The following is a 19,357-nucleotide window of genomic DNA, read 5'->3' as shown; positions in this document are numbered from 1 at the left end:
GGGTGCCTATGTCAGACCGACGGAGTGGGCGAGCTGTGCCGCCGCATGGCGGAAGAAGCGCTCGCGGTCCTCCACCACCCGGTTGAACTGGCCGAAGAGCTCGAAGCCGACCAGTCCGAACAGCTGGGCCCAGGCGGCGACCATCGCCGCCGCGGTCTCCGGCGGCAGGTCGGGAGCGAAGTCGGCGGCCATCCGCTCGGCCTCGGGGCGGAGTTCGGGCGGCAGTGCGGGCTCGGTGAGACGCGACTCCCGGTGCGCCTCGCGGAGGATGGCGATGAGGGCGAGGGCGACGCGGGAAGCGGCCGGGACGGTGGTGCGGGGTGCGATGTAGCCGGGCACCGGTGTGCCGTAGATCAGGGCGTATTCGTGCGGGTGGGTCAGGGCCCAGGTGCGTACGGCCTCGCAGATGGCGATCCAGCGCCGGGACGGTGGGGCGTCGGCGTCCGTCGCGGCGCGGGCGGCTTCCGCGGCCTCGCCGAGCGAGTCGTAGGCGTCGGTGATGAGGGCCGTCAGCAGGTCGTCGCGGCTGGGGAAGTAGCGGTAGATCGCGGAGGAGGCCATGCCGAGTTCCCGGGCCACGGCCCGCAGTGAGAGCTTGGCGGCACCCTCCGCCGCGAGCTGCCTGCGGGCCTCTTCCTTGATGGCCGCGGTGACTTCGATCCTGGCCCGGGCACGGGCGCCGTGTGCGGTGCTCATGGGGTCAGTGTCGCACGCGAGCAGAGCACTGCACACAAAAGAGAGCAGTGCTCTTGCCAAGGGTCCACGCCGCGGTGCAGACTGTCGTACGTCAGCGAGAGCACTGCTCACCATTGAGATCGGTGCTCTCCCGCATCGGCCTCGCCCACGGGGGTTCTCATGTCCGCGCACGTCGTCAAGCCCGGCTGGTTCACCGTCAATGTCGTCAACCGGTCCGTCGCCTGGCTCACGCGGCGAGGGCTCAGCGTCTGGGGTTCCAGGATCCTGGCGGTGCGGGGGCGCAGGAGCGGGCAGTGGCGGACCACGCCCGTGAACCTGCTGACCGTGGACGGGGAGCAGTACCTCCTCGCACCGCGCGGCCACGTCCAGTGGACGCACAACATGCGCGCGGCCGGCGGCGGGGAGCTCCGTCTCGGCAGGCGCGTCGAGCGCTTCACGGCGGTCGAGGTCACCGACGACGACAAGCCGCCGCTGCTGCGCGCCTACCTCGAGCGCTGGAAGGCTGAGGTCGGGATCTTCTTCAAGGGCGTCGGGCCCGACTCGTCCGACGAGGAGCTGCGCCGTATCGCGCCCGACCACCCGGTCTTCCGGATCACGGTCACGAGCTGACGCCGTCGCCCTGTTGACGCCGGTCGAGGACCGTCAGCGCACGCTGGGCCATCGGGTGCGTGCGGACCAGCTCGCCGAGGGACGTGGACCCCTGGGTGATGTCCTTGAACGCCTTCCAGGCCGGGCGGAAGCCGGTGAGCGCCATGTGGAACAGGCCGGGGCGTCGCTCGAACGCCGCCAGCATCCGCTTGCCGACGCTCATCTCGACGCCGAGCCCCGCCTTCACGGCGAACGCGTAGTTCAGCGCCTGGCGGCGGGTGTCCACGGCGTCGTGGGCCTCGGCGATACGGACCGCCCACTCCCCCGCCAGGCGGCCGGAGCGCAGCGCGAAGGAGATGCCCTCGCGGGTCCACGGCTCCAGCAGCCCGGCCGCGTCACCGCAGACCAGCACGCGGCCGCGCGACAGCGGTGAGTCGTCGGCGCGGCAGCGGGTCAGATGGCCGGAGGAGATGCTCGGTTCGAAGCCGGCGAGGCCGAGGCGGCCGATGAAGTCCTCCAAGTAGCGCTTGGTCGCCGCGCCTTCGCCGCGCCGCGAGATCACGCCGACGGTGAGGGTGTCGCCCTTGGGGAAGACCCAGCCATAACTGCCGGGCAGGGGGCCCCAGTCGATGAGGATCCGCCCCTTCCAGTCCTCGGCGACGGTCTCCGGCACCGGGATCTCCGCCTCCAGGCCCAGGTCCACCTGGTCGACCTTGACTCCGACATGGGCCCCTATGCGGCCCGCGCTGCCGTCCGCGCCGACGACCGCTCGGGCGAGGACGGTCTCGCCGCCCTGCAGGACGACGGCGACCGTGCGCCGGTCGGGCACGGCCGAGCCGTGCTGCTCGACGCGCTGCACGGTGACGCCGGTGCGCAGCTCGGCGCCCGCCTTCTGCGCGAACTCCACGAGCTGCTGGTCGAACTCGGGGCGGTTGATCAGCCCGAACAGCATCCGGCGGGAGCGGCGGGTGCGGGTGAAGCGGCCGTTGTGCGAGAACGTCACCGCGTGCACCCGGTCCTTCAGGGGCAGCTCGAAGCCGGGCGGGAGCGCGTCGCGCGAGGGACCGATGATGCCGCCGCCGCACGTCTTGTAGCGCGGCAGCTCCGCCTTCTCCAGCAGCAGCACGCGCCGTCCCGCGACCGCCGCCGCGTAGGCGGCCGAGGCCCCCGCGGGTCCCGCGCCCACCACGACGACGTCCCACACCTGGCGCTCGTCGTCCGCCGAAGAGTTCTCGCTGGTCACGATGGTCTACCGCTCCGATCCCGTCGCCTGCCGCTGCTGCCTCCCGCATCCTACGGCGGTGGTCGCCGCAGGTCGCTGTGGGAGGATCGGCGGCGTGGGTGCCCCCTACACGGGACCTCTCACCCATGCCGCACGATCATGTCGTACACAGATGTACGCAACAGGACAACGTCGCACCCACAAGGAGCGTGCCCATGTCGTCGAATCCGGTCGCCGTGACCGTCGCCTCGCTGATGCCGAGGGCGAAGGAGGAGCTCGCCGAGCTGGTGGCCTTCAAGTCGGTGGCGGACTTCGACCAGTTCCCGCGCAGCGAGAGCGAAGGCGCCGCGCGCTGGATCGCGGACGCGCTCACCGCCGAGGGCTTCGAGGACGTGGCGCTGCTCGACACCCCCGACGGCACCCAGTCGGTGTACGGCTACCTGCCCGGCCCCGAGGGCGCCAGGACGGTGCTGCTGTACGCCCACTACGACGTGCAGCCGCCGCTGGACGAGGCCGGCTGGGCGACGCCGCCGTTCGAGCTGACCGAGCGGGACGGGCGCTGGTACGGGCGCGGGGCCGCCGACTGCAAGGGCGGCCTGATCATGCATCTGCTGGCGCTGCGCGCACTGAAGGCGAACGGCGGGATACCGGTCCACGTCAAGGTGATCGCCGAGGGCTCGGAGGAGCAGGGCACGGGCGGCCTCGAGCGGTACGCCGAGCAGCACCCCGAACTGCTGGAGGCCGACACCGTCGTCATCGGCGACACGGGCAACTTCCGGGCCGGGCTGCCGACGGTCACCTCGACACTGCGCGGCATGACGCTGGTGCGGGTGCGGATCGACACCCTGGAGGGCAATCTGCACTCGGGCCAGTTCGGCGGGGCCGCGCCGGACGCGCTCGCCGCTCTGGTGCGCGTCCTCGACTCGCTGCGCGGCAAGGACGGCAGCACGACGATCGACGGGCTGACCGGGGACGCCGCGTGGGACGGACTGCAGTACGACGAGGAGCAGTTCCGCAGGGACGCCAAGGTGCTGGAGGGCGTCGAGCTCATCGGCTCGGGCACGGTCGCCGACCGCATCTGGGCGCGTCCGGCGGTCACGGTGCTCGGCATCGACTGCCCGCCCGTGATCGGTGCCACGCCGTCCGTGCAGGCGAGCGCCCGCGCGCTGATCAGTCTGCGGGTGCCGCCCGGCGTGGACGCGGCCGAGGCGACCAAGCTGCTCCGGGCCCACCTGGAGGCCCACACTCCGTGGGGCGCTCGGATCAGCACCGAGCAGATCGGCCAGGGCCAGGCGTTCCGCGCGGACACCACCAGCCCGGCGTACCAGGCCATGGCCGACGCGATGGCGGTCGCCTACCCGGGCCAGGAACTCCAGTACGCCGGCCAGGGCGGCTCCATCCCCCTGTGCAACACCCTCGCCGCCCTGTACCCCCACGCGGAGATCCTGCTCATCGGCCTGAGCGAACCGGAGGCCCAGATCCACGCGGTCAACGAAAGCGTGTCCCCCGACGAGCTGGAACGCCTGTCGGTGGCGGAGGCCCTGTTCCTGCGCAACTACGCCACGAACGCAGGCTGAGCCCCGCCGCAGCCCCCAGGGCGGCACGGGTGGGCGATGATCCCCCCGCTCCCGGGGCAGGCACGTCGTCGGCGGGGGTGGGCGACTCCCACCCCCGCCCAGCACCAGCACGGGGTGCCGGGTTCGGACCTAGCCGACCGGCACCCCCGCCTCCAGATACGCCGCCCTGCCCCGCTCCCGCGCGCGGAGCGCCTGGCGGAGGCGGGTGTAGCGCACCGGCGGCAGCAGCTCGGCGGCCTCCGCCTCACTCGCGAAGCGCCACTCGCGCAGCTCGGGCCCGGGCAGCAGCAGCCGCCCGGCGTCCGCCGCATCGAGCCGGCCCCCGTCGAACAGGAGCCGCAGCCCCCCGTAGCCGGGCGGCGCGGGCGGCTCCCAGTCGACGACCAGCAGCGCCGGTACGTCGGCGAGCCTGATCCCCGTCTCCTCGGCGACCTCGCGCATCCCGGCCCGCGCCGGCGCCTCCCCCGGTTCCACCACACCCCCGGGGAACTCCCAGCCCGCCTTGTAGGTCGGGTCGACGAGCAGCACCCGGTCCTGCTCGTCGAAGAGCAGCACACCCGCGGCGACGGTCTCGGCGGTGGGTTCGGGTGTCTGCACGATGTCGCAGAAGGGCACCGCACCGCTGCGCACCGCCTCGGCGATACGGACGGCCGCGTCGTACGGGCTCAGCGCCCCGGTGTCGACCGGATAGGCGTCGGCGGTGAGCCAGGAGGCGAGGGCGGTCTTGTACGGCTCGATGTGGTCGTAGGACCACTGGCGGACCCGTATCTCGCCGTCGGGCAGGTCCTCCGGGACCTCACGGCCCGCTATCCGCTCGCGCAGGATCGTTTCGGCCGGGGCCAGGAGGACATGGCGGACGGGGATCCGGCGGGCGGCGAGTCCGCCGAAGATCTCGTCGCGGTATTCCTGGCGCAGCAGGGTCATGGGGACCACGAGAGTCCCGCCGAGCTCGGTGAGCATCGCGGCGGCCGTGTCGATCACGAGACGGCGCCAGATCGGGAGGTCCTGGTAGTCGCCGACCTCGGCGAGGCGTTTGGGCGGCAGCAGATGTGCGAGTGCCGCGCCGATGACCTCGGGGTCGAAGAGCGTGCTGTTCGGGATCAGCTCGATCAGTTCCCGTGCGGTGGTGGTCTTCCCCGCACCGAACGCACCGTTGATCCAGACCACGGTCACGGTTCCCCCTCTTCTGTTGGCCCCCAGTGGCTTGCCCGCTCCACCCTGCCACGGAAACCAGCCCCAGTTGAGAACGCATGACGACGGCGCTGGCGCCCCCGAGGGGAGGGGGCACCGGCGCCGTACGGTCCTGTCGCGGGGCTCGTCAGTCCTTGTCCCCCTTGGTCTGGTAGTCCAGGTTCAGGCTCTCGCTGTCGACGGCCTGGTCGAGGGTGCCGAGGGCGTCCGTGACGCCGATCCCGTCGAGCCCGTCACCGGCCGCGTGGGAGGGGGTGACCGCCGCGACGACGAATCCGGTGGCGAGGGAGGCGATGGCCAGCATGCTGCGCTTCTTCATACCCGCCTCAACTGCGGGAGAGGTCCGGGGGTCACGCACGGGTTTCGTGCCGGGCGCTCCCGCGGAACGCCGGCCGTAGGCACAGGGCTCCCGACAGGCCCGTACCGGCACCGGAACGGACCGACACGCCCGCTCAGACCCCCGCCGCCGCCGTGTCCGGCCGTCGCGCCAGGGCCGCTGCCGCCGCGCCGACCAGGCCCGCGTCCGTGCCCATCCGGGCCGGCGCGACCGCGAGGCGCTGGACGAAGGACAGGGTGGCGTAGTCCGTGAGGGCCTTGCGCAGCGGCGCGAAGAGGATCTCGCCGGCCTTGCCCACTCCCCCGCCGATCACGGCGATGTCGATCTCGACCAGCGTCGCGGTCGCCGCGATGCCGGCGGCCAGCGCCCGGGCGGCCCGTTCGAAGGACGCCACGGCCACCGGGTCCCCGGCCCGTGCGGCGGCGGCCACCGCGGCGGCGGAGGTGTCGCCGTCCGGGCCGGGCCGCCAGCCGTCGGCGAGGGCGCGGCGGGCGATGTTGGGGCCGCTCGCTATGCGTTCCACGCAGCCGCGCGAGCCGCACGGGCAGGGGTCGCCGTCGAGGTCCACGCTGATGTGCCCGATGTGGCCCGCGTTGCCGGTCGGCCCGGGGTGGAGCCTGCCGTCCAGGACGAGCCCTCCGCCGACCCCGGTCGAGACGACCATGCACAGCGCGTTGTCGTGGCCGCGGGCGGCGCCCTGCCAGTGCTCGGCCGCCGTGATGGCCACCCCGTCACCGATCAGTTCCACGGGCAGGTCCCCGGCCGCCGCCCGCACCCGGGCGACGAGCGGGTAGTCGCGCCAGCCGGGCACGTTCACCGGGCTCACCGTGCCCGCGGACGCGTCCACCGGACCCGCGCTGCCGATGCCGAGGGCGGAGGCGTTCTCCCACAGCGGGGAGGCGGTGAGCTCGCCCAGCACGGCCTCGACCGCCCGCATCACGGTGTCACCGTCCTCCCGGGCGGGCGTCGGCCGCTGGGCGCGGACGAGGATCCGGCCGCGGCCGTCCACCAGAGCGCCGGCGATCTTGGTGCCGCCGATGTCGAGCGCAGCCACGAGGTCGGTGTGCATCAGTGTCGGATCTCCCCGTCAACCATGAGAAAAACGCCGGAAACGCCTTATGTGACCAGCAGGAGCACATGGGGCGAACCGCAACCCGGTCGCGCCGTGTCGCGCGGGCCGGAGTGTGCGGTGAACAGTGTCTCTTTCTCTGACAACGTTGTCCAGGCTCTATGCTCGACGCCACATCCTCATACAACCCCATGGACCTACGCATCCCCGTGGACGACAGGACAGGACAGCACATCGTGCCGGAGACGCCCCGCCGCACCGACCGCCGCCCAGGGACCCGTTACGGCAACCGGCCGACCATGAAGGACGTGGCCGCCCGGGCGGGGGTCGGGCTCAAGACGGTCTCACGCGTCGTCAACGGCGAACCCGGCGTCACCCCGGAGACGGAGCGCCGCGTCCAGGAGGCCATCGACGCCCTCGGCTTCCGGCGCAACGACAGTGCGCGCGTGCTGCGCAAGGGCCGCACCGCCAGCATCGGCCTGGTCCTGGAGGATCTCGCGGACCCGTTCTACGGACCGCTGAGCCGGGCCGTCGAGGAGGTGGCCCGCGCGCACGGCGCCCTGCTGATCAACGGTTCCAGCGCGGAGGACGCGGACCGCGAGCAGGAGCTGGTCCTCGCGCTGTGCGCCCGCCGGGTCGACGGGCTCCTGGTGATCCCCGCCGGGGACGACCACCGCTACCTGGAACCGGAGCTCAAGGCGGGCGTCGCCACCGTCTTCGTGGACCGGCCTGCCGGGAAGATCGACGCGGACGTCGTCCTCTCGGACAACTTCGGCGGTGCCCGCGACGGCGTCGCGCACCTCATCGCCCACGGCCACCGCAGGATCGGCTTCATCGGGGACATGCCCCGCATCCACACGGCGGCCGAGCGGCTGCGCGGCTACCGCGCGGCGATGGAGGACGCGGGCATACCGGTCGAGGACTCCTGGATGTCGCTGGGCGTCACCGACCCCGGCCGGGTGCGGCGCGCGGCCGAGGAGATGCTGGCCGGCCCGCACCCGGTCACCGCGATCTTCGCGGGCAACAACCGCGTGACGGTCACGGTGGTCCGGGTGCTGGCCGAGCAGTCCCGCCGGGTCGCGCTGGTCGGCTTCGACGACATCGAGCTCGCCGACCTGCTGCAGCCGGGGGTCACCGTCGTCGCCCAGGACGCCGCGGCGCTCGGCCGGACCGCGGCGGAGCGGCTGTTCCGGCAGCTGGACGGCACGCTGCTCATGCCCGAGCGCATCGAACTGCCCACCAGACTGATCACGCGGGGCTCGGGCGAGCTGCCGCCGGCGGACTGAGCGGACGATGCCCATGGAGGACCGCACGCTGGAGGCGCTGGGGCTGGCCGAGGCACCGCGTGAGCATCCACTGCTGTACCCGGGCGCGTGGCCGGAGGACTCGGGGCTGCTGGACGGGGACCGGCTGCTGCCGCTGCGCCGGCTGGTCCACGAGGACCGGGTGCCGGTGCTGGCGATCGGCTCCAACGCCTGCCCGGGGCAGCTGCGCCACAAGATGGCCGGGTCCGGCATCACCTCGCCGGTCCCCATGGTGCGGGCCCGGGTGACGGGCGTCGACGTGGGTGTCTCGGCCCACGTGAGCCGCATGGGGTACGTGTCGGCGTCCCCGGTGGCTGCCGCAGGCGTCGTACGGGAGCTGTTCGTGCTGTGGCTGGACCCCGCGCAGCTGGCGGTGATCGACGCGAGCGAGGGCGTACCGCTGCCGCACGGCAACTACCGCCGGGCCTGGCTGCCGTTCCCCGATGCGCGCGTCGAGGTCGCCGACGGCACCGCGCTGCCCGGCGCGTACGTGTACGTCAACCGCCACGGCGTGCTGCACGACGGCACCGGCGCGCCCCGCACCCACCCCGGTCAGCGGGCGCTGCTCACCGAACTGCTCGTGGACTCACCGCGGTTGCGGGAGCTGTTCGGGGTGACGCCCGAGCAGTTCTGCGCGCGGGCCCGCTCCGACCTGGAGCTGTGTGCGCGGGGCACGCGGCTGTTCGCCGAGGAGAAGCGGGTGACGGCGTCGGGGCTGGAGCGGTACCTGGACGGTCAGCAGACCGGCAGGCCGGGCACCGGTGCGTCGTTGTCGCCGCCCCTGATGTAGACGTCGCTGACCCAGACGTCGGTGTTCCCGCTGTCGTCGTCCGTCTTCGCCCACCACACGTTGGTCCACTCGCCGTGGGTCTCGCGGCGGCCCAGATTCTGCTGGCAGTAGAAGTAGTTGGTGCCCGCGTTGAGGATGCCGGCCTCGGTGCCGGAGGCGGTGTAGGACGTGGCGGTGCGCCAGACCTGGCAGTTGTACCTGCCGCCGCCGATGGAGTGGCAGACGGGGGCCTGGGTCGTGGCGCCCCCGCCATCACCTCCGGTGGTGCCGCCGCCCGATGTGCCGCCGGGCTTCTCCGCGGACTCGTCGGTGGTGGCGGGGCGGCCGGTCGGTGAGGCGGCGGGCTTCCCCTCCTCGTCGGGAGTCTCCGGCGGTGCCTCGTTCCTGTCGCTCTTGCCGCCACCGCGCCGGGTCGCCTCCGGGCTCCCGGAGCCGCCGGAGTCGGGGCGCACGGACACCGGGGTGGAGGACCGGCCTTCGGGACGCGTGTCCTCGGCGCGCTCGCTCGCCCGTGTCTCGCCCGGCGAGTCGACCAGGGCGACAGTGGTCCCGGCGGCGACGAGCACGACGGTGACGGCGAGGGCGGCGAGGAGCGCGCGGCTCTTGCGGCGGGACCGGGGGCCGGTGCCCATGGGTCCGGTGGAGGCGGAAACGGCCCCGGCGGCCGGGTGCGCCCCGGCGCCGGTCTGGCCGTGATCCGGGCGATGGCCCGGCTCCTGAGCATGACCATGGCCGGCGGAAGCCTGGCCGTACCCCTGGTCCCCGAGCTGGCCGTACCCGTGGCCCCCAGGGGGGCCGTAGCCGTGGTCCCCGGCCGGGCCGGGCCCCGGCCCTTGAGCGTGGCTCAGGGCAGGGCCGCGCCCGGGGCCCGATGCCTCGCCGTACCCCTGGCCCTGGCCCCGGGGCAAGCCGTGGTCCTGCGCCCAGGGTGCTCCCGCCGCCGCAGCACCCGCTGCTCCCGCGGCCGGGCCGGCAGGCGACTGCGGGGGGCCGAAGCCCGGGGGGACGGCGGGAACGCTGCGCTCGGTCTCGGTGCGGGCCGGTGGGGCCGGGCGGGGTTCATGCAGAGATGTCGTCGGCGCGTCGTCCGTGCCCGTGCCGTGCGCGACCGCCTCCAGCAGCTCGTACGCCTCCTCGGCCTCCGGCCGGGACTCGGGCCGCTTGTCCATCAGGGTCCGCAGGACGGGCGCGAGAGGACCGGCGCGGCGCGGTTCGGGAAGCGGCTCCGTGACGATCGCGGTGAGGGTGGAGAACGTCGACGTACGGCGGAAGGGCGAGGCGCCCTCGACCGCCGCGTAGAGGGTGGCGCCGAGGGCCCAGACGTCGGAGGCGGGGCCCGGGTCGGCGCCCTGGGCCCGCTCGGGCGCCAGGTAGTCGAGGGAGCCGACGATCTCGCCGCTGCGGGTGAGGTGGGTGGCCGAGCCGTCGCCGGGGTCGTCCATGGCGGCGATGCCGAAGTCGGTGAGCACCACCCGGCCCGAGCGGTCGAGCAGGATGTTGCCGGGCTTCACGTCGCGGTGCAGCACACCGGCGCGGTGGGCGGCGGCGAGCGCGTCCATCACCTTGGCGCCGATCCCGGCCGCCTCGCGGGGTTCGAGGGTGCCGCGCTCGCGGAGCACGTCGTCCAGGGACGGTCCGTCGACCAGTTCCATGACGATCAGCGGGCGGCCGTCCACGTCGGCGATGTCGTGCACGGCGATGACCCCGGGGTGGCGCACCCGGGCCGCCGCGCGGGCCTCGCGCTGCATCCGCAGTCTGAGGTCGGCCAGTTCGGACCCGGCGGCGTCGGTGTACGTGCGCAGTTCCTTGAGCGCCACCTCACGGCCGAGGACCTCGTCGACCGCCTTCCAGACGACCCCCATGCCGCCGCGTCCGAGTTGCTGCGTGATCCGGTAGCGGCCGGCCAGCAGCCGCCCGGTCCCGTCCGCTCGTCCGTGCTCCCCCGATGACACCGCTTCGCCCCGTTCCTGTGACACCGCTGTCCGTGCGTGCCGTACAGCCTAGGGGGTGTCCGCAAAGTCGCGTCGTCCGCCCGAAGGGCGGCCCTGGCGTCGCGGGGCAGGCGGGACTTCGCGGACACCCCTAGGGGCCCGGGTGACCGGGAGTTCGCCGGTGCCGGCTGTGACACAGCCGCTACCCGGCCCCCTCCAGCGCCGCCCGCGGCCGGGGTCCGCTCCCGCTCTCCGGGCCGGCCTCGGGCTCGAAGCGCAGCAGGTCTCCCGGCTGGCAGTCGAGCACCTCGCACAGCGCGGCGAGGGTCGTGAAGCGGACGGCCTTGGCGCGGCCGTTCTTCAGCACCGCCAGGTTGGCGGGGGTGATCCCGACGCGCTCGGCGAGTTCGCCCACGGACATCTTCCGTTTGGCGAGCATCACGTCGATGTCGACGGCGATCGGCATCAGATCACCTCGGCCAGTTCGGCCTGCATCCGTGTCGCCTCGGCCTCGCGGGCGACGGCCTGGGCGAGCAGCATGCGCAGGACGAGCACGACGAGGGCGATCCCGAGGACCGCGAGCCCGACACCGCCCACGAGCAGGACGACGCCCGGAGCCACCGCCTCGCCCGGCGCCAGGACCACTCCGAGCGCGAACACCAGCAGGGCGGCGGCCACGAAGGCGCCGATCACGATGTGCACGTAGCGGAAGGCCGCGTGGGAGAACACGGTCCCGCGGCGCACCATGGTGACCAGCCGCCAGACGCAGACGAGGACGGTCTGAGCCGTCAGCACGCCCAGGACCACGATCACCAGGACGGGGGCGGCCAGGTGCGCCACATCCGCGTCCAGGCCCTCCAGGTCACTGGCCAGCAGCGGCACCATCACCGCCTGGACGAACACCGAGCCGGCCAGCAGCGCCACGATCACGGCGCGCAGCGCGAGCACCGTCAGTTTCCCCATCGCCGTTCCTCCCATCGAACCACGATGGGAATCTATCGAGATTCGATAGGCGAGGCAAGCGTGGCTACTGTGCGGAAGCCGTCAGGTCACCGCGCCGGGGCGCCGCGAAGCCCTCGAGGTCGGCGCGGGTCAGGCCGGACAGCCGGGCGACCTCGGCGATGTCCAGGGCGCCGCAGTCGAGCCCGCGCAGCAGATAGCTGCTGAGGGCCTTGGCGGTGGCGGGCTCGTCCATGACGTCGCCGCCGGTCCGGCTGGCGTAGCGGGCGAGGCGGCCGGCGGCCTGCTCGAAGCCCTCCCGGTAGAAGGCGAAGACGGCCGCGTACCGGGTGGGGAGGTGACCGGGGTGCATGTCCCAGCCCTGGTAGTAGGCGCGGGCGAGGGCCCGGCGGGTGAGGCCGTAGTGCAGCCGCCAGGCGGCGTGGACCTTCTCGGTCGGGCCGACGGGGAGGACGTTGGTGGAGCCGTCCGACACGCGGACGCCCGTGCCGGCCGCCGCCACCTGCATGACGGCCTTGGCATGGTCGGCGGCGGGGTGGTCGCTGGCCTGGTGGGCGGCGGAGACGCCGAGGCAGGCGCTGTAGTCGAAGGTGCCGTAGTGCAGGCCGGTGGCGCGGCCCTCGGCGGCCTGGATCATCCGGGCGACGGCGGCGGTGCCGTCGGCGGCGAGGATGGACTGGCTGGTCTCGATCTGGATCTCGAAGCCGATCCGGCCGGGCTCCAGTCCGTGCGCCTTCTCGAAGGCGTCGAGGAGCCGGGCCATGGCCGTGACCTGCTCGGGATAGGTGACCTTGGGCAGGGTCAGGACCAGTCCGCCGGGCAGTCCGCCCGCCTCGATCAGGCCGGTGAGGAAGATGTCGAGGGTGCGGATGCCCCGGTCGCGCACGGCGGCCTCCATGCACTTCATCCGGATGCCCATGTACGGGGCCGCGGTGCCGTCGGCGTAGGCCTCGGAGATCAGCCGTGCCGCGCGGGCGGCGGCCGCGTCCTCCTCGGCGTCGGGGCGGTTGCCGTAGCCGTCCTCGAAGTCGACGCGCAGGTCCTCGACGGGCTCGCGTTCGAGCTTGGCGCGGACCCGGCCGTGGACGTCCTCGGCCAGCGCCTCGTCGAGTCCGAGGGCAGAGGCGAACGCGGCCGGGTCGGGGGCGTGTTCGTCGAGCGCCGCGAGCGCCTGGTCGCCCCAGGAGCGAAGGGTGTCGGCGGCGAAGGCGTCGCCGGGGACGTACACGGTGTGGACGGGCTGACGGGTACCTGGGTCCCCGGGGTAGCGGCGCTCCAACTCGGCGTCGACCGGCGCGAGGGAGGCGCTGATCTCCTCGCTGACGGCACCCGCGAGGCTCGTCGACACGCGCTCCTGCTGACCCTGGCCCATTCCACACCCTCCTGATTTCCGCTATACGGAATCAACAATCCGTAGAACGAAGTTATCCCTCGCCTTGCCCCCGGTCAACACCGTCTTGCCCCTCGATCCACTCCGCCATCTCGGCATGTTCACGTCCATCTGGCACCGTCTGTCCGGAAGCGAACGACCACAACCGACGCGAGCAGAAAGGCAGGGCCTTCGTGCCACACCACCGCCGAGTCACGCGCCGCCTGGGACTGAAGACCGCACTGGCCGCCTCCGTCGCCCTTCCGCTCTCCAGTACAGCACTGTCGCCCGCGCCCGCCTCGGCCGAGGAGCGCCTGGGCCGCCCCCTGGAGGTGATGTCGTTCAACCTGCGCTTCGCCAGTGCGGCGGAGCCGAACAGCTGGGCCGCCCGCAGACCCGTGATGCGGCAGCTGCTGCGCCGGGAGCGCCCGCACGTCATCGGCACCCAGGAGGGCCTGTACCAGCAGCTGCGGGACATCGAGGCGGATCTGGGCCCGGCCTACGACTGGATCGGCACCGGACGGGCGGGCGGCAGCCGGGACGAGTTCATGGCGATCCTCTACGACACCCGCCGGCTCGTGCCGCTGGAGTACGACCACTTCTGGCTCTCCGACACCCCGGACGTGATCGCCTCGAACACCTGGGGCAACGCCTCCATCCGCATGGTCACCTGGGCCCGTTTCCGCGATCTCGGCTCCGGTGGCCGGGAGTTCTATCTCCTCGACACGCATCTGGACAACGCGAGCCAGTACGCACGCGCGCGTGCCGCCGCCCTCACCGCCGAGCGCATCGCGGGACTGGACCGCGCGCTGCCCGTGCTGGTGACGGGTGACTTCAACGTGCCCGCCCACGAGAACCCGGTGTACGACACGATGCTGTCCGCCGGCCTCGTCGACACCTGGGACGCGGCGGCCGAACGCGGTGAGCCGTACGGGACGTTCCACGGCTACAAGCCGCTGGTGCCGGGCGGTGACCGTATCGACTGGATCCTGGCCTCCCCCGGTGTCACCGTGCACCGGGCGGCGATCAACACCTTCACGTCGGGCGGCCAGTACCCCAGCGATCATCTGCCGGTGCAGGCCACCCTGACCCTGGGATGAGCGAGGCCCCCGCGACCGGTGCGGTCGCGGGGGCCTGCCGGGGCAGCGCGGCGATCAGCCCTTGCGGGTCTTGACTTCCTCGGTGAGCTGCGGGACGACGTCGAACAGGTCGCCGACGACGCCGTAGTCGACCAGGTCGAAGATCGGGGCCTCGGGGTCCTTGTTGATGGCCACGATGGTCTTCGAGGTCTGCATGCCGGCGCGGTGCTGGATCGCGCCCGAGATGCCGGCGGCGATGTACAGCTGCGGCGACACGCTCTTGCCGGTCTGGCCGACCTGGTTGGTGTGCGGGTACCAGCCGGCGTCGACGGCGGCACGCGAGGCACCGACGGCCGCGCCGAGCGAGTCGGCGAGACCCTCGATGATCGCGAAGTTCTCCGCGCCGTTGACGCCACGGCCGCCGGAGACCACGATCGCGGCCTCGGTCAGCTCCGGACGCCCGGTCGACTCACGCGGCGTGCGGCCGGTGACCTTCGTGCCGGTCGCCTTGTCGGAGAAGGACACGCTCAGGGCCTCGACCGCACCGGCGGCCGGGGCCGCCTCCACGGCCGCGCTGTTGGGCTTGACCGTGATGACCGGCGTGCCCTTGGAGACACGGGACTTGGTGGTGTAGGACGCGGCGAACACCGACTGGGTGGCCACCGGGCCCTCGTCGCCGGCCTCCAGGTCGACGGCGTCGGTGATGATGCCGGAGCCGATGCGCAGCGCCAGGCGGGCGGCGATCTCCTTGCCCTCGGCGGAGGACGGGACCAGCACCGCGGCCGGGGAGACGGCCTCGACGGCGGCCTGCAGCGCGTCGACCTTCGGCACGACCAGGTAGTCGGCGTACTCGGAGGCCTCGTGGGTGAGGACCTTGACCGCGCCGTGCTCGGCGAGCGTGGCGGCGGTGTCGGCGGCGCCGTTGCCCAGGGCGACGGCGACCGGCTCGCCGATGCGGCGGGCGAGGGTCAGCAGCTCCAGCGTGGGCTTGCGGACGGCACCGTCCACGTGGTCGACGTAGACGAGAACTTCAGCCATGGGATTGCACTCCTGCGTAGCGAAGATGAGGGAGGGTCAGCGAAGTGGGGCTCAGATGAACTTCTGGCCCGCGAGGAACTCGGCGAGCTGCTTGCCGCCCTCGCCCTCGTCCTTGACGATCGTGCCCGCGGTGCGGGCCGGACGCTCCGCGGCCGACTCGACCGTGGTGTACGCGTTCTCCAGGCCGACCTCGTCCTCGTCGATGTCCAGGTCGGACAGGTCCCAGGACTGCACCGGCTTCTTCTTGGCCGCCATGATGCCCTTGAAGGACGGGTAGCGGGCCTCGCCCGACTGGTCGGTGACCGACACGACCGCCGGCAGGGAGGCCTCGAGCTGCTCGGAGGCGGCGTCGCCGTCGCGGCGGCCCTTGACCGTGCCGTCCTCGACCGACACCTCGGACAGCAGCGTCACCTGCGGCACGCCCAGGCGCTCCGCGAGCAGCGCCGGGACGACACCCATGGTGCCGTCGGTGGAGGCCATACCGGAGATCACCAGGTCGTAGCCGGCCTTCTCGATGGCCTTGGCCAGCACCAGCGAGGTGCCGATGGCGTCCGTACCGTGCAGGTCGTCGTCCTCCACGTGGATCGCCTTGTCGGCGCCCATGGACAGCGCCTTGCGCAGCGCGTCCTTGGCGTCCTCGGGACCCACCGTCAGGACGGTGACCTCCACGTCGTCGTCGGAGTTCTCCGAGATCTGCAGCGCCTGCTCGACCGCGTACTCGTCCAGTTCGGAGAGCAGACCGTCCACGTCGTCACGGTCGACGGTCAGGTCATCGGCGAAGTGCCGGTCGCCAGTGGCGTCGGGCACGTACTTCACAGTGACAACGATCCTCAAGCTCACGCCGGCTCTCCTACTGCATCGTCATTTCTGGCTGCCTGCCTGCAGGCAGCATAGGCACCTGAAGGGGGTGATCCCGGTCGGGGCGACCCGCGCTCCGCACATAAGGTTACTCGCCAGTACACCCAGTTCGTTACGCGCCAGTACACCCAGTCCGTTCCCGCTAAGCAAGCGCTTTGAACTGTGACCTTTGCAACGCAGCGTAACCGGAACTGGACGCGCACGCAGCAGGAGAGGGCCGCGCTCAGTCGCGCAGGCCGTTGAAACGCCCCTGGTGGTACAGCAGGGGGCTGCCGTGACCGGTGGGGTCCCCGAGGAGGACCTCGGCGAGCACGATCCGGTGATCCCCCGCCGGCACCCGCGCCACCACCTTGCACACCATCCACGCCAGCACCCCGTCGAGCACCGGAACCCCCTCGGGACCGTCCCACCAGTCGGTGCCCGGACCGAAGCGGTCGGCGCCGCTGCGGGCGAAGGTGGCCGCCAGGTCCTGCTGGTCCTCCGCCAGGACATGGACGCCGACGTGATCGCCGGTGGCTATCGCGGGCCAGGTGGAGCTCGCGGTGCCGACGGCGAAGGACAGCATCGGGGGGTCGGCGGAGACGGAGGCGAGGGAGGTGGCGGTGAAGCCGACCGGGCCGGAGGCACCGCGCGCCGTGATCACGGCCACACCCGCCGCGTGCCTGCGGAACACCGAGCGCAGCAGATCGGGCGAGGCGGGCCGGGCGGTGCCGAGGCCGGACGGGGCCGTCATGGAACTGTCCTTCTGCGGGAGACGACGTGGGGGGCCGGGTACCCGCGAGGGGCGAAGGAGTTCCGAGGACATGCCGTCAGGCTGACGACGGGCGTAAGGCGCCGTCAAGTCGGTCCCGTCGGGTGGGAGATGACTCACGGCGGGCGGGCCGGCCGTCACACGGCCTCCCCGAGGGCGGCGATCACATCGGCCTTGCGGGGCTGTCCCGTGGCGCGCCGCACCACGCGGCCGTCGGCGTCGAGCACCAGCACGGTGGGGGTCTTGAGGATGTCCAGCCGGCGTACGAGGTCCAGGTGGGCCTCGGCGTCGATCTCCACGTGGGTGACGCCGGGGACCAGTCCGGCCACGTCCGCGAGCACCCGCCGGGTGGCCCGGCAGGGCGCGCAGAAGGCGCTGGAGAACTGCACGAGTGTGGCGCGCCGGCCGAGTTCCGTGCCCAGCTCCGCCGCGGCGAGCCGCTTGCCCTCGTCCCGCCCGCGCACCCGTACTCTCCCGCTCCGCCGCCGTTGCAGCACTCCGTAGACGCTCGCCGCCGCGAGCACCAGCACACACACCATCAGTCCGGTCATCACAGCATGCAGCATTCACGGAACCGCAAAGATTCCCGGCTTCGCGCACGGGCCCGGCTGCGGAATGCTTGCTTCATGGACATCGATGTGAGGGGGCCGCGCTTCGGCGCGGCGGTGACGGCCCTGGTTCTGGCAGTCGTACTGGTCACCGGCAACGTGTGGCTGCTCGCCTGGCAGACGCTGGCGTTCGCCTGCGGCGCGGCGGGCGGAGTGGGCCGGTCGCCGTACGGCTGGCTGTTCCGGAAGGCGGTACGGCCGCGGCTCGGGCCGCCGACGGAGTTCGAGGCGCCCGAGCCGCCGCGGTTCGCGCAGGCCGTGGGGCTGGTCTTCGCGGTGCTCGGACTGATCGGCTTCGCCGCCGGGCCGGGCTGGCTGGGCCTCGCCGCGACCGGGGCGGCGCTCGCCGCGGCCTTCCTGAACGCGGTGTTCGGCTACTGCCTGGGCTGCGAGATGTACTTGCTGGTGCGGAGGTTGACGGTCCGCGCGGGGTAACGGCCACGCAAAACACCGAGGTGGGCAGGGGGAGGAAGTGACGAGAATCTCGCCGCGGACGGGCACTGGGGCTGGTTCACGGGGCGTTCTTCGGGCACCATCAGCGACAAGCCGTAAACCTACGGCTGCGTAACTTCGACTGGGAGTGCCTCCTTCCCAGCAGAGAAGGAAGGGTTCCATCCCGCCCATGGCAGAACTCGTCTACCGTCCCGTGATCGGTTTCGCCCGCACGCTGTTCAAGGTGTGGGACCTCAAGATCGACTGCAGGGGTTCGGAGAACATCCCGCGCACGGGCGGCGCCGTGCTGGTGAGCAATCACATCAGCTACCTGGACTTCGTCTTCAACGGCCTCGCTGCGCTCCCGCAGAAGCGGCTGGTGCGCTTCATGGCGAAGGAGTCCGTCTTCCGGCACAAGGTCTCCGGTCCGCTGATGCGCGGGATGAAGCACATCCCCGTGGACCGCGAGCAGGGCGAGGCGGCGTACGAGCACGCGCTGCGGTCACTGCGGTCGGGCGAGATCGTCGGGGTCTTCCCCGAGGCGACGATCTCGCAGTCGTTCACGCTGAAGAGCTTCAAGTCGGGCGCGGCGCGCCTGGCGCAGGAGGCCGGCGTGCCGCTGATCCCGATGGCGGTGTGGGGCACCCAGCGGCTGTGGACCAAGGGCCACCCGCGCAACTTCAAGCGCAGCCACACGCCCATCACCATCCGTGTCGGCGAGGCGGTGGAGGCGTCGAAGGACAAGTACGCGGGCGCGATCACCCGGCAGCTGCGCGAGCGGGTCCAGGAGCTGCTGGAGGCCGCCCAGCGAGCCTATCCGGTGCGCCCCAAGGGCCCGGAGGACACCTGGTGGATGCCGGCGCACCTCGGCGGTACGGCGCCGACGCCGGAGGAGGTCCGCGCGGCCGAGGCCCGCTGAGTCACGAACGGCCCTGACCGTCCAGCGCGGTGGGAAGCGTGCGCCACAGGTGGCGCCGGTCCCGCGCGGACCTCAGGGCCCGCAGCACGGCCGGATGCGGTGCGGCGTACAGCAGCGGGTGGTCCCGCTCGCCGGCCACCGGGTCGGGTGTGAAGGCCAGGCGCTCGCCGTCCAGTGAGAACCGCGCGTCGACGCCCGGCTTGTTGCCGCGGGGGTCCTGCCGGTGCCAGGCGCCGTCGAGGCGCACGGCGACGAGGCCGTGGACGACGCCCAGGTTCTGGTAGCACAGCGCGGTCGGGATGTCCTCGGCCCTGAGCAGGGCGGCCAGCGCGTGGGCCTTGGCGTGGCAGATGCCGGTGCGCTGTTCCAGGACGTCGGAGGCGCGCCAGGTGACCCTCAGGTCGCCGGAGTCCTGGGAGTGCGGGACGGTGTCGCGGACGAACTCGTAGGCCGCCCGCGCATAGTCATACGAGTCGGTGGCGCCGGCCGCGAGCCGCGCCGCCGTCCTCCTGACCACGGCGTGCTCGTGGTCGATCACCTCGTCCGTGGCCAAGTACGCGGAGAGGTCGGGGCTTTCCTGGATCAGCTGCATGCCACCGGAGCATAGGTATGCGCCCGATCGAGGGTCAATGTATTTT

21 protein-coding genes are annotated in these 19,357 nt (G+C 72.5%); 7 read left to right on the top strand and 14 right to left on the bottom strand.

Features of this window, described 5'->3' with window-relative positions:
- Positions 1-6: 6 nt before the first annotated feature.
- Positions 7-696 carry a TetR/AcrR family transcriptional regulator gene (locus AB0412_RS04920; RefSeq protein ID WP_366401055.1) on the bottom strand — a complete coding sequence of 230 codons (690 nt, stop codon included), beginning with the start codon at positions 694-696 and terminating at the stop codon, positions 7-9.
- Between the two features lie 159 nt (positions 697-855).
- On the opposite strand from AB0412_RS04920, the gene AB0412_RS04915 reads away from it, so the two are divergent.
- A complete protein-coding gene (locus AB0412_RS04915) occupies positions 856-1,305 on the top strand; it encodes a nitroreductase family deazaflavin-dependent oxidoreductase (RefSeq protein ID WP_366401054.1) in 450 nt (149 codons plus the stop codon).
- Here the strand turns inward: AB0412_RS04915 and AB0412_RS04910 are convergent.
- On the bottom strand, positions 1,295-2,527 hold the full coding sequence (locus AB0412_RS04910) for a geranylgeranyl reductase family protein (RefSeq protein WP_366401053.1): 1,233 nt from the start codon (positions 2,525-2,527) through the stop codon (positions 1,295-1,297). The genes AB0412_RS04915 and AB0412_RS04910 overlap by 11 nt on opposite strands.
- 194 nt (positions 2,528-2,721) lie before the next feature.
- Here AB0412_RS04910 and AB0412_RS04905 point away from each other — a divergent pair, with 194 nt between their 5' ends.
- Positions 2,722-4,083, top strand: a complete 1,362-nt coding sequence (locus AB0412_RS04905; RefSeq protein ID WP_366401052.1) for a dipeptidase — start codon at positions 2,722-2,724, stop codon at positions 4,081-4,083.
- A 129-nt stretch (positions 4,084-4,212) separates the two neighbouring features.
- Here AB0412_RS04905 and AB0412_RS04900 read toward each other — a convergent pair whose 3' ends face one another.
- From AB0412_RS04900 to AB0412_RS04890, 3 genes are all read right to left on the bottom strand, one after another.
- On the bottom strand, positions 4,213-5,256 hold the full coding sequence (locus AB0412_RS04900; protein ID WP_366401051.1) for an NUDIX domain-containing protein: 1,044 nt from the start codon (positions 5,254-5,256) through the stop codon (positions 4,213-4,215).
- A gap of 145 nt (positions 5,257-5,401) precedes the next feature.
- Complete coding sequence (locus AB0412_RS04895) at positions 5,402-5,593, bottom strand: hypothetical protein (RefSeq protein WP_366401050.1); 192 nt, start codon at positions 5,591-5,593, stop codon at positions 5,402-5,404.
- 133 nt (positions 5,594-5,726) lie between these two features.
- Positions 5,727-6,680: an ROK family protein gene (locus tag AB0412_RS04890; protein WP_366401049.1), complete on the bottom strand. Its 954-nt coding sequence runs from the start codon at positions 6,678-6,680 to the stop codon at positions 5,727-5,729.
- A gap of 191 nt (positions 6,681-6,871) precedes the next feature.
- Between AB0412_RS04890 and AB0412_RS04885 the strand changes: the two genes are divergently transcribed.
- Both AB0412_RS04885 and AB0412_RS04880 read left to right on the top strand, forming a co-directional pair.
- The gene (locus AB0412_RS04885) at positions 6,872-7,966 is read left to right on the top strand and encodes a LacI family DNA-binding transcriptional regulator (RefSeq protein ID WP_366401048.1); all 1,095 of its coding nucleotides are present in this window, start codon (positions 6,872-6,874) and stop codon (positions 7,964-7,966) included.
- 13 nt (positions 7,967-7,979) lie between these two features.
- Entirely contained in the window at positions 7,980-8,774 is a 795-nt protein-coding gene (locus AB0412_RS04880) for a hypothetical protein (RefSeq protein ID WP_366401490.1), read from the top strand.
- Here the strand turns inward: AB0412_RS04880 and AB0412_RS04875 are convergent.
- The 4 genes from AB0412_RS04875 to AB0412_RS04860 form a co-directional block, all read right to left on the bottom strand.
- Entirely contained in the window at positions 8,720-10,726 is a 2,007-nt protein-coding gene (locus tag AB0412_RS04875) for a serine/threonine-protein kinase (protein ID WP_366401047.1), read from the bottom strand. The two genes, AB0412_RS04880 and AB0412_RS04875, sit on opposite strands and share 55 nt — an antisense overlap.
- A 181-nt stretch (positions 10,727-10,907) precedes the next feature.
- The gene (locus AB0412_RS04870) at positions 10,908-11,171 is read right to left on the bottom strand and encodes a helix-turn-helix transcriptional regulator (RefSeq protein WP_366401046.1); all 264 of its coding nucleotides are present in this window, start codon (positions 11,169-11,171) and stop codon (positions 10,908-10,910) included.
- Positions 11,171-11,668, bottom strand: coding sequence for a DUF2975 domain-containing protein (locus tag AB0412_RS04865; RefSeq protein ID WP_366401045.1), 498 nt, complete (start codon positions 11,666-11,668; stop codon positions 11,171-11,173). The genes AB0412_RS04870 and AB0412_RS04865 overlap by 1 nt, the downstream gene beginning before the upstream one ends.
- 64 nt (positions 11,669-11,732) lie before the next feature.
- Complete coding sequence (locus AB0412_RS04860; protein WP_366401044.1) at positions 11,733-13,037, bottom strand: aldolase/citrate lyase family protein; 1,305 nt, start codon at positions 13,035-13,037, stop codon at positions 11,733-11,735.
- 191 nt (positions 13,038-13,228) lie between these two features.
- Between AB0412_RS04860 and AB0412_RS04855 the strand changes: the two genes are divergently transcribed.
- Complete coding sequence (locus AB0412_RS04855; RefSeq protein ID WP_366401043.1) at positions 13,229-14,134, top strand: endonuclease/exonuclease/phosphatase family protein; 906 nt, start codon at positions 13,229-13,231, stop codon at positions 14,132-14,134.
- 54 nt (positions 14,135-14,188) lie between these two features.
- Here AB0412_RS04855 and AB0412_RS04850 read toward each other — a convergent pair whose 3' ends face one another.
- The 4 genes from AB0412_RS04850 to AB0412_RS04835 all read right to left on the bottom strand — a co-directional run bounded on the left by AB0412_RS04850 (position 14,189) and on the right by AB0412_RS04835 (position 17,311).
- Complete coding sequence (locus tag AB0412_RS04850) at positions 14,189-15,151, bottom strand: electron transfer flavoprotein subunit alpha/FixB family protein (RefSeq protein WP_366401042.1); 963 nt, start codon at positions 15,149-15,151, stop codon at positions 14,189-14,191.
- Positions 15,152-15,202: 51 nt separating this feature from the next.
- Positions 15,203-15,991: an electron transfer flavoprotein subunit beta/FixA family protein gene (locus AB0412_RS04845; protein ID WP_366401041.1), complete on the bottom strand. Its 789-nt coding sequence runs from the start codon at positions 15,989-15,991 to the stop codon at positions 15,203-15,205.
- Between the two features lie 241 nt (positions 15,992-16,232).
- Positions 16,233-16,742 carry a flavin reductase family protein gene (locus AB0412_RS04840; RefSeq protein ID WP_366401040.1) on the bottom strand — a complete coding sequence of 170 codons (510 nt, stop codon included), beginning with the start codon at positions 16,740-16,742 and terminating at the stop codon, positions 16,233-16,235.
- 155 nt (positions 16,743-16,897) lie between these two features.
- A complete protein-coding gene (locus AB0412_RS04835; RefSeq protein ID WP_366401489.1) occupies positions 16,898-17,311 on the bottom strand; it encodes a thioredoxin family protein in 414 nt (137 codons plus the stop codon).
- 75 nt (positions 17,312-17,386) lie between these two features.
- On the opposite strand from AB0412_RS04835, the gene AB0412_RS04830 reads away from it, so the two are divergent.
- Positions 17,387-17,803: a DUF4395 domain-containing protein gene (locus tag AB0412_RS04830; RefSeq protein ID WP_366401039.1), complete on the top strand. Its 417-nt coding sequence runs from the start codon at positions 17,387-17,389 to the stop codon at positions 17,801-17,803.
- A 187-nt stretch (positions 17,804-17,990) separates the two neighbouring features.
- Positions 17,991-18,719 carry a lysophospholipid acyltransferase family protein gene (locus tag AB0412_RS04825; protein ID WP_366401038.1) on the top strand — a complete coding sequence of 243 codons (729 nt, stop codon included), beginning with the start codon at positions 17,991-17,993 and terminating at the stop codon, positions 18,717-18,719.
- A 1-nt stretch (position 18,720) separates the two neighbouring features.
- On the opposite strand, the gene AB0412_RS04820 is transcribed toward AB0412_RS04825, so the two are convergent.
- Complete coding sequence (locus AB0412_RS04820; RefSeq protein ID WP_366401037.1) at positions 18,721-19,311, bottom strand: transglutaminase domain-containing protein; 591 nt, start codon at positions 19,309-19,311, stop codon at positions 18,721-18,723.
- Between the last annotated feature and the right edge of the window lie 46 nt (positions 19,312-19,357).

The organism is Streptomyces sp. NPDC052012, assembly GCF_040689265.1.
Taxonomy (GTDB): Bacteria; Actinomycetota; Actinomycetes; order Streptomycetales; family Streptomycetaceae; genus Streptomyces.
Note: the sequence above shows the minus strand (reverse complement) of the source record. Positions and strands in the feature narration are given on the sequence as shown.

Bases quoted from the DNA above. Each gene is read 5' to 3' on its own strand.
- AB0412_RS04835 (WP_366401489.1), bottom strand. From the start codon at position 17,311: ATGACCGGACTGATGGTGTGTGTGCTGGTGCTCGCGGCGGCGAGCGTC.
- AB0412_RS04920 (WP_366401055.1), bottom strand. From the start codon at position 696: ATGAGCACCGCACACGGCGCCCGTGCCCGGGCCAGGATCGAAGTCACC.
- AB0412_RS04890 (WP_366401049.1), bottom strand. From the start codon at position 6,680: ATGCACACCGACCTCGTGGCTGCGCTCGACATCGGCGGCACCAAGATC.
- AB0412_RS04860 (WP_366401044.1), bottom strand. From the start codon at position 13,037: ATGGGCCAGGGTCAGCAGGAGCGCGTGTCGACGAGCCTCGCGGGTGCC.
- AB0412_RS04830 (WP_366401039.1), top strand. From the start codon at position 17,387: ATGGACATCGATGTGAGGGGGCCGCGCTTCGGCGCGGCGGTGACGGCC.
- AB0412_RS04840 (WP_366401040.1), bottom strand. From the start codon at position 16,742: ATGACGGCCCCGTCCGGCCTCGGCACCGCCCGGCCCGCCTCGCCCGAT.
- AB0412_RS04825 (WP_366401038.1), top strand. From the start codon at position 17,991: ATGGCAGAACTCGTCTACCGTCCCGTGATCGGTTTCGCCCGCACGCTG.
- AB0412_RS04905 (WP_366401052.1), top strand. From the start codon at position 2,722: ATGTCGTCGAATCCGGTCGCCGTGACCGTCGCCTCGCTGATGCCGAGG.
- AB0412_RS04865 (WP_366401045.1), bottom strand. From the start codon at position 11,668: ATGGGGAAACTGACGGTGCTCGCGCTGCGCGCCGTGATCGTGGCGCTG.
- AB0412_RS04880 (WP_366401490.1), top strand. From the start codon at position 7,980: ATGGAGGACCGCACGCTGGAGGCGCTGGGGCTGGCCGAGGCACCGCGT.
- AB0412_RS04885 (WP_366401048.1), top strand. From the start codon at position 6,872: ATGGACCTACGCATCCCCGTGGACGACAGGACAGGACAGCACATCGTG.
- AB0412_RS04915 (WP_366401054.1), top strand. From the start codon at position 856: ATGTCCGCGCACGTCGTCAAGCCCGGCTGGTTCACCGTCAATGTCGTC.
- AB0412_RS04820 (WP_366401037.1), bottom strand. From the start codon at position 19,311: ATGCAGCTGATCCAGGAAAGCCCCGACCTCTCCGCGTACTTGGCCACG.
- AB0412_RS04850 (WP_366401042.1), bottom strand. From the start codon at position 15,151: ATGGCTGAAGTTCTCGTCTACGTCGACCACGTGGACGGTGCCGTCCGC.
- AB0412_RS04870 (WP_366401046.1), bottom strand. From the start codon at position 11,171: ATGCCGATCGCCGTCGACATCGACGTGATGCTCGCCAAACGGAAGATG.
- AB0412_RS04895 (WP_366401050.1), bottom strand. From the start codon at position 5,593: ATGAAGAAGCGCAGCATGCTGGCCATCGCCTCCCTCGCCACCGGATTC.